Origin of the sequence: Streptomyces sp. 2A115 (assembly GCF_052245575.1) — a bacterium.
Classification (GTDB): domain Bacteria; phylum Actinomycetota; class Actinomycetes; order Streptomycetales; family Streptomycetaceae; genus Streptomyces.
On sequence record NZ_JBQQCG010000039.1, the window covers coordinates 94,835 to 106,228 of the forward strand.

Genomic DNA, 11,394 nt, shown 5'->3' on the forward strand with positions numbered 1-11,394 from the left:
TTCGACATCGAAGTCATCGCCCGGCAGGCTCGGATCGCCCAGCTCTCGTCGGCACCCCGCGAGACTCCCCCGACCCGCTGAGGAGCGGCATGGACATCGGCGTCTTCATCCCCATCGGCAACAACGGCTGGCTCATATCGAAGAGCTCTCCGCAGTACATGCCGAGCTTCGAGCTGAACAAGGCCATCGTGCGGAAGGCCGAGGAGCACGGGCTCGACTTCGCTCTGTCGATGATCAAACTCAAGGGGTTCGGCGGCGAGACCGAGTTCTGGGATCACAACCTCGAGTCGTTCACGCTGATGGCGGGCCTGGCCGCCGTGACCGACCGGATCAAGCTGTACGCCTCCACGCCGATCCTCGCGCTGCCGCCGGCGATCGTGGCGCGCATGGCCGTGACGGTCGACTCGATCGCCCCCGGCCGGTTCGGCGTCAACATCGTCACCGGCTGGGCGCCCGGCGAGTACTCCCAGATGGGCCTGTGGCCCGGGGACGATCACTTCGGCAACCGCTACGCCCGTGCCGTCGAGTACGTCACGGTGATGAAGGAGCTGTGGAGCGAGGGAGTCAGCAACTTCAAGGGCGAGTTCTACGAGATGGACGACTGCGTGCTGTCTCCCCGGCCGGCGAACGGGCACATAGACATCGTTGCCGCGGGCCAGAGCAACACGGGCATGAAATTCGCCGCCGAGCACGCCGAGTACAACTTCATCCTGGGCAGCGGCGTCAACACCCCGCTCGCGCTCTCGGACAGCACGGCCACGCTCGTGGACGAGGCGCGGAAGACCGGCCGTGATGTCGGAGCGCTCTCCCTGTTCATGGTCATCGCGGACGAGACCGACGAGGCCGCCCAGGCGAAGTGGAAGGACTACCACGACAACGCCGATCTCGCGGCGCTGGCGTACATGGCCGGGGAAACGGCCACGGACACGACCTCCGACGACTCCTCGACCGCCAGGACCATCTCGCTGCCCGAGGGCGCCGTGAACTTCAATATGGGCACGCTCGTCGGCTCGTACGAGACCGTCGCGAAGATGCTCGACGAGGTGGCCGAGGTGGCCGGCACCAAAGGGATCATGCTGGTCTTCGACGACTTTCTCGAAGGCATCGAGAACTTCGGTACGCGCGTCCAGCCGCTGATGAAGTCCCGGTCGGGCGGATCGGCCGCGGCCTGAGTTCCGGGCCAAGCAGTGTCACAGGTGTCGATGGCCGTGGGCGTGCGGCCCTGATGGGCGAGCTCTCCGTCCGCGGCCCATGGCGGGTGTTCGCCGCCACGGCGGTGGGAGTCGTCGCCGTGTTCCTCAACATGAGCGGTCTCACCGTCGCGCTGCCCACGATCACCCGGGAACTGGGGGCGAGCCCCGGGCAGGCCGACTGGATCCTCCTCGGCTACATGCTGGTCACCACGTCACTGATCCTGGTCTTCGGCCGGATCGCCGACATCGTCGGCCGCCGCAGGCTGTATCTGGCCGGGCTCGTCGTCTTCACCGCCGCGACGGGCCTCGCGGCGCTGTCCCCGTCGGCGGAGTTCCTGATCGTGGCACGGGTCGTGCAGGCGATCGGCGCCGCCGCCGTGATCACCAACAACACCGCCCTGTTGACCGACACGTTCCCCCCGAAGACCCTCGGCCGAGCCCTCGGCTGGAACGTGACGGTGGCCGCGGTGGCCCAGATCGCCGGTCCGGTGGTCGGCGGCGCCGCGACCGAACTGCTGGGCCGGCAAGGCCTGTTCGTCGTCTGCGTGCCCATCGGGCTGATCGCGATCGTCGCGTCGGCGCTGGTCGTACCGCCGACCCGGCCGACCGGCGGGGTCCGTGAACCGTTCGACCTCCCGGGCGCAGCGCTGTCGGTCGCGATCCTGACCGCCCTCGTCCTCGCGATGACACCCGGCGCCACAACCACGACCACAACCACGGGCACGACCACGACCACGGCCGCCGGGTGGCTGCCGTGGGTCTGTGGCATCGCCGCCGCGGCGCTGTTCGCGGTGTTCGTCCTCGTCCAGACACGGCGGTCGCACCCCCTGGTCGACGTGGCGCTGCTGCGTACGCCCGCGATCTCCCTGGTGTTCGCGGCCGTGCTGGCCAACGCGGTCAGCGGCTACGCCGTCGTCCTGCTGGCGTCGCTGCACGAGCAGGCGGTCGGCGGGGCCACTCCCCTGGAGGCGGGGGTGCTGGTGACGCCGGTGGCGGTCGGCACGCTGATCACCTCGGCGGCCGCCGGTTCGCTGTTCGGTCGCTTCACCCCGCGTGCGCTGACCTCCGTCGGCATGGCGGTGACGGCCTGTGGGCTGCTGGGCTTCTCCCTGACGCTGTCCGCGACACCCGCGCCGCCGCAGACGACAGCCCCCTTTCTCTTCCTCGTCGGAGCCGGCACCGGACTGTTCATGACGCCCAGTACGAGCGCGCTGATGCTCGGCGTGCCCGCAGGCCGGCGCGGTATGGCCAACGGCCTGCGCTCGACCCTGCAGAACGTGGGCTATCTGCTCAGCACGGCGCTCGCGCTGGCGGTCACGACGGCCGGGCTGAGCGCTCCGGCCCAGCAGGCCGCGTACGAAGGCACACTCAACGTGCTCGCGTCGGGCGAGCTGCACCGGTTCGTCGCCAACATCCGCGTCACGGGGTTCGTCCTCACGGGCATCGCCGTGGCGGGGACGGTGATCTGCCTGGCGTTTCCCACGTCGTTGCGACCGCCGCCCCGGGACGCGGTCGCCGACCCTGCTCCGGCCACCGATCCGTCCACGCCCAGCGACACCCACAACCACGACCACAACGACCATGAACCCGCCGCCAGCCGAAGCCGAAGGGCCCTGCCATGACCGGTTCCCAGCAGGAAGATTACGAACGTGCCGGATTCGGCGGGCAGCTCGCCCCCGGCACCTCCCCGGCCCTGATCCTGGTGGATCCCGCCCGCGCCTACGTCGACCGGGACTGCCCTCTCTACGCCGGGGTCGAGTCGGCGGTCGAGGCGATGAAATCCCTTCTGGCCGACGCGCGCCGGGCCGGGATTCCGGTGATCATCACGCGGGTGCGGTTGCGGGCCGACGGCAGCGACGGCGGCGTCTTCTTCCGCAAGGTGCCCACGCTGCGGGCGTTCACCGAGGGCAACCCCTTCGGTGAGTTCATCGACGGACTGGCTCCGGCGGCTGACGAACTGACGGTGACGAAGCAGTATCCGAGCGCCTTCTTCGGTACCGCCCTGGCCGCCTTTCTCACCACGAACAGAATCGACACCCTGCTCATCGGCGGCCTGTCCACGAGCGGCTGCGTCCGCGCCACCGCCCTGGACGCCATGCAGCACGGATTCATTCCCGTCGTCGTCGAGGAAGCGGTGGGCGACCGGGACCCGGCCATCCATGCGGCAAACCTCTTCGACATCAAGCACAAGATCGGCGAGGTCTGGCCGATCGGGCGCGTCGAGGGATATCTCGCTCGGACAGGTGAACGGCGTTGAAAGCGGCGGTGGTCGTGCCATTCGCACTGGTCCGGGGAGGGTGCGCGTAACCCCTGGAGCCCGCGCCGGAGCGCGGGTCCCAGGGGCCACTGCACCGCGGACTCCTACGGGGCGTCGATCAGGTCGTGCGGCGGCACCTTCACGGTGCGGGCGCCCGGCTCACCGCTCAGGACGACCTTGCGCAGCGCGACGTTGTTGTCGGTGTTCGTCTCCTGGAGTCGCTTCTCCGGGTTGGCGATCACCTGGATGTAGTACGTGCCGTTCGGCAGGTCGGTGATGTCGAAGGACTGGCCGGGACGGTACTGGGTGTACGTGTCGCCGGAGCCGACATCGAGGACCTCGCGGACGGAGATCGAGTTCTGCTCACCGCAGGCGGTCGACAGATCGGTGTTGTACGGCTTCCAGTTGGCGTTCTTCACCGTGTAGTCGATGGCGTCGGTGTTGGCCAGGCAGAACGCCTCCTTGCCGCTGCGCACCTCCTTGGTCTGGTCCTCGCTCAGCAGCCGGTAGCTCGCGAAGTCCGTGAAGTGCCAGTGCTCGTGGCCGCTGCGCGCGTCCCACTCCATGGTGCCGGTGGGCGCGTACCCGACCTGCTTGCCGTCCGCGTCATAGAAGTACTGGTACGCGTCCATCAGGTCCTGGCCGGGGCTGCGGAAGCCGTCCACGACGAGGGGCGCGGGGCCCGCGTTCCAGACGTTCGCGCTGAAGGCGAGGTAGTCCTTGCCCGGTACGTCCCCGTCCTCGCCGTCGGTGACGGCGATGTCCCAGGCCGGCAGCGAACGCAGGTCGGGCTTGGGCACGTTCGCCGGGGCACCGGCACGGCCGGTGGGCCGCTTGGCGGCCGGCTTCAGCGCGGGCGCGATGCGCGAGCCGTCGGTGTGCCCGCTTCCGTCACCCAGGTGGTGTGCCGTGCCGCGGTCTTCGAGCGCGTGCGACAGGGCGGGCGGCGTGGGCTCGTCGGCGCCACGGGGACCGTAGTGGGAGGCGGCGGGCGCGTCGTGCCCGCCGCCGTGCTGGGCGGAGGACCGCGAGGAGGCCGCTCCCTCTTCGTCCCAGTCCATGTCCCGCACCGTCACCTTGATGGTCGGCTGGTCGTCGGGAATGCCGAACAGGTCGCGGTACTTCTTGGCCACCGACACCTTGGCCGTGTACTCGCCCGCCGGCAGGTCCACCGGCTGGTCGTAGTCGACGGTGCTGGAGTTGGACGCCCAGCCCTTCTCGACGCCCCACACCGAACCCAGCGTGAACGGGTTGGTGGAGCAGCTCTCCGGATAGTGCGAGGTCGACGGAGCGTCCGGGCGGAGCCGTCCGGAGGCGTTGTTGGGGCAGAAGGTCCCCTTGCTCGTCGACACCTCCTCCCCGGCCGCGTTCTTGATCGACACATCGAGGAACCCGGGCAGACCGGAGAAGTCCTTCACCAGCCCGGCGGGCAGTGTCTTGGTCTGCGTGCTCGTTCCGTTGCGGAGGATCTGCTTGGCGACGACAGGGTCCTTGTACGACTTCCGCGTCACCTTGAACTCCAGCGGCGCGTTGTCGACCGTGACGTACGTCCCCAGGTCCAGATAGACCCCGGACTCCCCCTCCCACCGGTCGAGCGTCACGGAGTTCGACGCGGCTATCAGCTTGAGCTTCGGCTTCCCGGCCGTCTCCGCCGGGGCCGCCCCGGCACCGGGAGCGGCCCCGGCCCCTGCGACGACGACGGTGAGCGCGGCTCCTGCGGCGAACGCCGAACGCTTCAGGCGACTGCGGTGTAACTGACTGGTCATCGGTTCCTCGTCTGCGAGTGCCATGGTCAAGTGGCATCGGACTGGACAGCCCACGACCGACCGCTGACTCGGACGCACCCCCGCGCCCGAGGGCCGGTCTGTGAGCAACCTGTGAGACCGGTGAAAGTGGTGCCCAGGTTGCCTGTTGAGGAAGAAAACAACTAATGGTGCGGCCAGGGCCCGCGCTTCGCCGCCCTCGGCAACCGGCAGGACCCCGACTCCGGACGGGCCTCCTCGCCGCCCTCGACGCGCTGACCCGACCTGACCTCAGGGAGACCGAGACCGCTCGTCGGCAGAAACGCTGCGGTCCGGGCGAGCCAATATCTATGGCCACGAAGTGAGAAATGGATGCCACGCGCGATGAAGGTTCCTTACCCGACCGGCAGAGCAGAGTTATCCTCCGCACACGATCGATCGCACCGTGCTACTGTTGATTCAAGTTGCAGTTGTGGTTCCCGAACACTTTGGGAGTGCCCTCACCGGTTTCGCATAACGGTGGAGCTCTTTTATATCTCCGGTTCATTTTCCGGCGGGGTGATCATCACGGCGACGCGGAGTCCACACAGCGTGAACTCCGAGCACCGTCCCAAAGGAGATTTGACATGGCTGCAGGTACCGTGAAGTGGTTCAACGCGGAAAAGGGCTTCGGCTTCATCGAGCAGGACGGCGGCGGCGCCGACGTCTTCGCCCACTACTCCAACATCGCCGCTCAGGGCTTCCGTGAGCTGTCGGAGGGCCAGAAGGTGACCTTCGACATCGCGCAGGGCCAGAAGGGCCCGACGGCCGAGAACATCGTTCCCGCCTGACGCTGGCACGTAACTTCGCAGCTGGGGCCCGCACCTTGGGGTGCGGGCCCCAGCTGATCGCTTTTCAGGCACGGACTCTCCACCAGGCCGCTCCGGACGAAAATCCGCCGGAGCCTCCCCATGGAATGCCTGGCCTCCCCCGAGCCCTACCACCGGGATCGCGCAATTCTCTTGAGCGACGTATCCCTTTCGTATCCCGTACGCATTCCCTGGGGTACAAATTCCGCGGGTCGCATCCCGCGGGTACGGATCCCCGCGATTACACATCCCCGCGGGTAAGAACTCAAAGAACTCCCTGCGGATCCCTTTCGATCTCGCATTGTCTTCGGCTCGTTCTTGCGATTCTCTGCGCTGCTCGTTTGCTGCGGGAATTCCTTGATACGTGCCACATCAAGGAAGGTTCTGCATGAACCGCACGCGCACAAACGATCGCTTCTCCCGCACTCGCACCGGAGGTTCCGGCTCCCAGAGGGGCGGCGGCCGCTTCGGGTCCTCGGTCTCCGGCCACTCCGGTGCTCCGCGCCGCTCCGAAGGCCACGGACGCCGACAGGCCGCGCCGCAGGGCGAGTTCGCACTGCCGAAGACGATCACCCCCGCCATCCCTGCCGTCGAGGCGTTCGCCGATCTCGCCATGCCGGCGCCGCTGCTGGCCGCGCTCGGCCGCGAAGGCGTGACCGTACCGTTCCCGATCCAGGCGGCGACCCTGCCGAACTCCCTCGCGGGTCGTGACGTACTCGGCCGCGGCCGCACCGGTTCGGGCAAGACCCTCGCCTTCGGCCTCGCACTGCTGGCCCGTACGACCGATCAGCGCGCCGAGCCCCGGCAGCCGCTGGCCCTCGTCCTGGTGCCCACCCGCGAGCTCGCCCAGCAGGTCACCGACGCGCTCACCCCGTACGCCCGCTCCGTGAAGCTGCGGCTGACCACCGTGGTCGGCGGAATGTCGATCAGCAAGCAGGCCGGTGCGCTGCGCTCCGGCGCCGAGGTCGTCGTCGCGACGCCGGGCCGGCTCAAGGACCTCATCGACCGCGGCGACTGCCGACTCGACCGTGTCGCCATCACCGTCCTCGACGAGGCCGACCAGATGACCGACATGGGCTTCATGCCGCAGGTCACCGCGCTGCTCGACCAGGTACGTCCCGAGGGGCAGCGGATGCTCTTCTCGGCCACCCTGGACCGCAACGTCGACCTTCTGGTTCGTCGCTATCTCCACGACCCGGTGGTCCACTCCGTCGACCCGTCCGCGGGCGCGGTCACCACGATGGAGCACCACGTACTCCACGTGCACGGCGCGGACAAGCATCGGACGACCACCGAGATCGCGGCACGCGAGGGCCGGGTGATCATGTTCCTGGACACCAAGCACGCGGTGGACCGCCTGACCGAGCACCTGCTCAACAGCGGCGTCCGCGCCGGCGCCCTGCACGGCGGCAAGTCCCAGCCTCAGCGCACCCGGACCCTGGCCCAGTTCAAGACCGGGCACGTGACGGTACTGGTGGCGACCAACGTCGCGGCGCGCGGCATCCACGTCGACAACCTCGACCTGGTCGTGAACGTCGATCCGCCCAGCGACCACAAGGACTATCTGCACCGCGGCGGCCGCACGGCACGCGCCGGCGAGTCCGGCAGCGTCGTCACCCTGGTGACCCCCAACCAGCGCCGCGACATGAGCCGGCTGATGGCCGCCGCCGGCATCACTCCACAGACCACCCAAGTCTCCTCGGGCGAAGCGGAGTTGAGCCGCATCACCGGCGCCCAGGCCCCCTCGGGCATCCCGGTCACCATCACCGCGCCCGTCGTGGAGCGCCCCCGGCGCGGCAACTCCCCCTCGTCCCGGGGCCGCCGCGGCCGCACCGCCCAGGGCCGGTCCACCGGCGAGGCGGCACGCCGCTCGGGACCGCGGTCGTCCGCCTCCAACACGGCGGCCTAGCCCCTTCGTGGCCCAAGGGCTCACCGTTCCCCGCTGATCCACCTCACCCGATCAGCCCCGTACTCGCTCCCCTTCCTTCCCTGTGAGGCATCATGCGCTGCGTCATCGCCCGGTTCCCGTTCGATCTCACCAAAAGCGGAGTGCTGGACTCCATGAAGGGCGTCACGCCCGAGCCCCTCAAGGGTGAGTCCGTAGTCATCGGCCGTCGCCAGTACCCCGTCAAGCAAGTGGGCGAAATCATCACCCGACAGGACCGCCGCGACTTCACAAGCGGTGAGGTCACCCGCGCCATGAGCCGCCTCGGCTTTACCTGCCGCAACGGCGACGAGGCCGCACCCGCCGCACCTGCCGCGCCCGCCGCGCCCGCGCTTACGCCGTTGCAGACCGCGTCGGACCTGCTCGGCAGCCCCGCTCCCTGAAAACCATGAGGACCGGCACGCCCGCCCTCCGAAAGGCATGAGGAGCGGGCGGAAGCCGACACAAGGACGATCAGAACAGCCAGAACGGCCAGAACGACCAGAACAACGATGAGGGCCCTGCCGACGTGCGTCGGCAGGGCCCTCATCGCGTGTCATCGTCCGGTCGGCGGCTCAGTGGTCGGAGTAGCTGACGTCACCCACGGTCCAGGCGCTCACATCCCTGATCGCCACGCGATACATGCCGCCCGTCTCGGGGATCCCGATGCTGCCCTGCAGGATCCGCGCGAGATGGAAATGCAGATACGTGGGTGCCTCGCCGCCCTCGGGCCGGGCCTCTGCCCGGTCGGCGGCGAAGACACCGGAGAACGGGCCGAGGCGGTCCGAGTCCTTCAGGACCTCCGACACGCGCTCCCGCCACACGGCTTCGGGAGCCAGTCGGCCGGTGATGACAGCTCCGCCGACAACCACGGTCAGCGACATCTGATTGCTCTGCGCGGACTCCACCATGGCGGAGATGTCCACGAGCAGCTCGTCAGGTTTCGACATGAGAGCGGATTCTATCCAGCGGTCCGTCTCCGGAGCCCCCGGTCCACCGTGCCCGCGCTGCCACCCGACGGCAGCACGCCCGGCTGCCCGGGGCACCGGTGACCGCGAGTCACAGAATACTTACGCCTCCAGAGGGCTGAAATCTATGCTGGCCGCAGTAGACATTGGCTGGTGATGTGGGTAGGGTTTTTCTCGTAAACAAGGTCAACAAGACCCGGCAGACACGAACTGGCGGGTAGCAGTACATGAAGTTCGCAGGTCAGGGCGACTGTGGAGTTCCGAAGCCAAAGTGTTCGCAGGACGACGGTGACGGGACTGGCAGTCGCACTGGGTGGCTCGCAGGCTGAGGGGCCGCCGACAGCGACACCAGCAGTTCACATCACCGGCGCTGCACTGGTGCAGTACCGCAGCCGCCGGTACGGCAAGTGGTTGATTCAGAGGAAGGACGGAGGAGCAGACGCCATCAGGATCGCCCGGCCCGAGAAAGATTCGGCCGGGTACCGCAAGACCCCGGAATGGAAGGTGGTCCCCGGTCACGCATCCGCGATCCCCGCACTCCCGACCCTCTCCCGGGCCGGGTAGCGGAAACAGAAGGCCGGCACAGCAGTAGTGCCGACAGATGGTGTTCAATTTCCTTCGGGGCCCTGGTGCCATACGGCACCAGGGCCCCTCGACGCGTCGTACAACGAGGTGAAATGACAGCAGATACTCCGCTCAGCGGTCGTCTGGACGACGACGACTACCCCGCGTACACGATGGGCCGGGCCGCCGAAATGCTCGGCACCACCCCTGGCTTCCTCCGCGCCATCGGTGAGGCTCGTCTGATCACCCCGCTCCGCTCCGAGGGCGGGCACCGGAGGTACTCCCGCTACCAACTGCGGATCGCCGCCCGCGCCCGCGAGCTCGTCGACAACGGAACCCCGGTCGAGGCTGCCTGCCGCATCGTCATCCTTGAGGACCAGCTCGAGGAAGCACAGCGCATCAACGCCGAGTACCGCCGCGCCAGGGACGAAGCGTCCGACGGTTCCGGCTGAGTGCCTGGGCGCGGGCCTGTGGGCCCGCACGCGCGCGTGTGGCGCAGCCGGTACGAGGTCTTACGGACCTGTGACGTGCCGGGCGCCGCTGTGCTGTGTGGTGTGCCCGCGGTCCTAGCGTGTGGCCCATGCGAGTACTGGTCACCGGCGGAGCCGGGTTCATCGGATCCCATGTCGTCGAGGCGCTGACCGCGCGGGGGCACGAGGCGGTCGTCTTCGACCTGCGTGACGGCCTGGACGTGCGCGATGCCGAGGCGGTCGCGGCCGCGCTGCCCGGCGTGGACGCCGTGTCCCATCAGGCGGCGATGGTCGGGCTGGGCACGGGCTTCGCGGACGCCGTCGAGTACGTGTCGCGCAACGACCTCGGTACGGCGGTTCTGCTCGCCGCGATGGCCGACGCGGGCGTGCGGCGGCTGGTGCTCGCCGGGTCGATGGTGGTGTACGGGGAGGGGCGGTACGCGTGCGAGTGGCACGGAGTGGTGCGGCCGGGTCCCCGGGCCGTGGCCGATCTGGACACCGGTCGGTTCGAGCCCATGTGCCCCTCGTGCGGTGAGGAGCTGACCCCCGGGCTGGTCGGCGAGGACGCTCCGGTCGACCCCCGGAACGTGTACGCGACGACCAAGCTGGCCCAGGAGCACCTGGCGGCGGCGTGGGCACGGTCGACGGGCGGCAGCGCGGTGTCGCTGCGCTACCACAACGTGTACGGCCCCGGCATGCCGCGCGACACCCCCTATGCGGGCGTCGCCTCCTTCTTCCGCTCCGCGCTCGCCCGGGGCGAGGCCCCGCGTGTCTACGAGGACGGGGCACAGCGACGGGACTTCGTTCACGTACGGGATGTCGCGGCGGCCAACGTCGTGGCGCTGGAGACGGGTTCGGGTTCGGGGGTGCTCACTTCGTACAACACCGGCAGCGGTGAGCCGCACACCGTCGGGGAGATGGCACGGGTCCTGGCCGCCGCGTACGGCGGGCCCGAGCCCGTCGTGACCGGGGAGTACCGCCTGGGGGATGTCCGCCACATCACGGCGGACTCGTCCCGGCTGCGGGCCGAACTGGGCTGGAAGGCCGAGGTCGGTTTCGCGGAGGGGATGCGGGAGTTCGCGGCGGCGGGGTTGCGGGAGGGGTAGGGGTACTTGCGGGTGGGTTGTCGGGTGCGGGGTGGTGGGGGCTTGTCGCGCAGTTCCCCGCGCCCCTAAAAGCGCCTCAGGCCGGTTCGTACAGTGCGGGCCGTCAGTGGCTGGTCGCGCAGTTCCCCGCGCCCCTTAAAAGACGGGGTGGCTCAGGTCAGTTCCTACACTGCCGGACCTCGTGGGCTGAGCGCGCAGTTCCCCGCGCCCCTGAAGGGGCCTCAGCCCCCACCCGTCCGCACCCGGCCCTCGGCGTGAGTGGACGTGCCGGGATGTCCGAGCGCCGCGCTTCCCGGCCGACCCGACTACCTCAGAGTGGCGC

At 68.9% G+C, this 11,394-nt stretch carries 10 protein-coding genes; 8 read left to right on the forward strand and 2 right to left on the reverse strand.

Translation table 11 applies throughout. The annotated features are described in order from the left end of the window. Positions 1-89: 89 nt before the first annotated feature. Genes rutA through ACTWQR_RS29975 form a run of 3 tightly spaced genes read left to right on the forward strand, consistent with a single transcriptional unit; the run spans position 90 to position 3,450 of the window. A complete protein-coding gene (gene rutA / locus ACTWQR_RS29965; RefSeq protein ID WP_443230319.1) occupies positions 90-1,172 on the forward strand; it encodes a pyrimidine utilization protein A in 1,083 nt (360 codons plus the stop codon). Positions 1,173-1,225: 53 nt separating this feature from the next. Further along, a complete protein-coding gene (locus ACTWQR_RS29970; RefSeq protein WP_443230320.1) occupies positions 1,226-2,815 on the forward strand; it encodes an MFS transporter in 1,590 nt (529 codons plus the stop codon). After that, on the forward strand, positions 2,812-3,450 hold the full coding sequence (locus tag ACTWQR_RS29975) for an isochorismatase family protein (RefSeq protein WP_443230321.1): 639 nt from the start codon (positions 2,812-2,814) through the stop codon (positions 3,448-3,450). Before ACTWQR_RS29970 ends, ACTWQR_RS29975 begins: the two co-directional genes overlap by 4 nt. A gap of 104 nt (positions 3,451-3,554) precedes the next feature. Here the strand turns inward: ACTWQR_RS29975 and ACTWQR_RS29980 are convergent, their stop codons facing one another. Beyond that, positions 3,555-5,216 carry a lysyl oxidase family protein gene (locus ACTWQR_RS29980; protein WP_443230322.1) on the reverse strand — a complete coding sequence of 554 codons (1,662 nt, stop codon included), beginning with the start codon at positions 5,214-5,216 and terminating at the stop codon, positions 3,555-3,557. Positions 5,217-5,818: 602 nt separating this feature from the next. On the opposite strand from ACTWQR_RS29980, the gene ACTWQR_RS29985 reads away from it, so the two are divergent. The 3 genes from ACTWQR_RS29985 to ACTWQR_RS29995 all read left to right on the forward strand — a co-directional run bounded on the left by ACTWQR_RS29985 (position 5,819) and on the right by ACTWQR_RS29995 (position 8,368). Next, positions 5,819-6,022 (forward strand): cold-shock protein, encoded by a 204-nt coding sequence (locus ACTWQR_RS29985; protein ID WP_030872951.1) that lies wholly within the window; start codon positions 5,819-5,821, stop codon positions 6,020-6,022. A 406-nt stretch (positions 6,023-6,428) separates the two neighbouring features. Continuing rightward, the gene (locus ACTWQR_RS29990) at positions 6,429-7,949 is read left to right on the forward strand and encodes a DEAD/DEAH box helicase (RefSeq protein ID WP_443230323.1); all 1,521 of its coding nucleotides are present in this window, start codon (positions 6,429-6,431) and stop codon (positions 7,947-7,949) included. 92 nt (positions 7,950-8,041) lie between these two features. Continuing rightward, positions 8,042-8,368 carry an SCO5918 family protein gene (locus ACTWQR_RS29995; RefSeq protein ID WP_443230324.1) on the forward strand — a complete coding sequence of 109 codons (327 nt, stop codon included), beginning with the start codon at positions 8,042-8,044 and terminating at the stop codon, positions 8,366-8,368. Positions 8,369-8,539: 171 nt separating this feature from the next. On the opposite strand, the gene ACTWQR_RS30000 is transcribed toward ACTWQR_RS29995, so the two are convergent. Continuing rightward, positions 8,540-8,914, reverse strand: coding sequence for a hypothetical protein (locus ACTWQR_RS30000; protein ID WP_443230325.1), 375 nt, complete (start codon positions 8,912-8,914; stop codon positions 8,540-8,542). 695 nt (positions 8,915-9,609) lie between these two features. On the opposite strand from ACTWQR_RS30000, the gene ACTWQR_RS30005 reads away from it, so the two are divergent. Beyond that, complete coding sequence (locus tag ACTWQR_RS30005) at positions 9,610-9,948, forward strand: helix-turn-helix domain-containing protein (RefSeq protein WP_443230326.1); 339 nt, start codon at positions 9,610-9,612, stop codon at positions 9,946-9,948. Between the two features lie 128 nt (positions 9,949-10,076). Then, positions 10,077-11,072 carry an NAD-dependent epimerase/dehydratase family protein gene (locus ACTWQR_RS30010; RefSeq protein WP_443230327.1) on the forward strand — a complete coding sequence of 332 codons (996 nt, stop codon included), beginning with the start codon at positions 10,077-10,079 and terminating at the stop codon, positions 11,070-11,072. Positions 11,073-11,394: the final 322 nt, after the last annotated feature.

What these genes read in the sequence shown, in the direction of transcription:
- ACTWQR_RS29990 (WP_443230323.1), top strand. Translation starts at nt 6,429, where the DNA reads ATGAACCGCACGCGCACAAACGATCGCTTCTCCCGCACTCGCACCGGA.
- ACTWQR_RS29975 (WP_443230321.1), top strand. Translation starts at nt 2,812, where the DNA reads ATGACCGGTTCCCAGCAGGAAGATTACGAACGTGCCGGATTCGGCGGG.
- ACTWQR_RS29985 (WP_030872951.1), top strand. Translation starts at nt 5,819, where the DNA reads ATGGCTGCAGGTACCGTGAAGTGGTTCAACGCGGAAAAGGGCTTCGGC.
- ACTWQR_RS30010 (WP_443230327.1), top strand. Translation starts at nt 10,077, where the DNA reads ATGCGAGTACTGGTCACCGGCGGAGCCGGGTTCATCGGATCCCATGTC.
- ACTWQR_RS30000 (WP_443230325.1), bottom strand. Translation starts at nt 8,914, where the DNA reads ATGTCGAAACCTGACGAGCTGCTCGTGGACATCTCCGCCATGGTGGAG.
- ACTWQR_RS29995 (WP_443230324.1), top strand. Translation starts at nt 8,042, where the DNA reads ATGCGCTGCGTCATCGCCCGGTTCCCGTTCGATCTCACCAAAAGCGGA.
- ACTWQR_RS29970 (WP_443230320.1), top strand. Translation starts at nt 1,226, where the DNA reads ATGGGCGAGCTCTCCGTCCGCGGCCCATGGCGGGTGTTCGCCGCCACG.
- ACTWQR_RS29980 (WP_443230322.1), bottom strand. Translation starts at nt 5,216, where the DNA reads ATGACCAGTCAGTTACACCGCAGTCGCCTGAAGCGTTCGGCGTTCGCC.
- rutA (WP_443230319.1), top strand. Translation starts at nt 90, where the DNA reads ATGGACATCGGCGTCTTCATCCCCATCGGCAACAACGGCTGGCTCATA.
- ACTWQR_RS30005 (WP_443230326.1), top strand. Translation starts at nt 9,610, where the DNA reads ATGACAGCAGATACTCCGCTCAGCGGTCGTCTGGACGACGACGACTAC.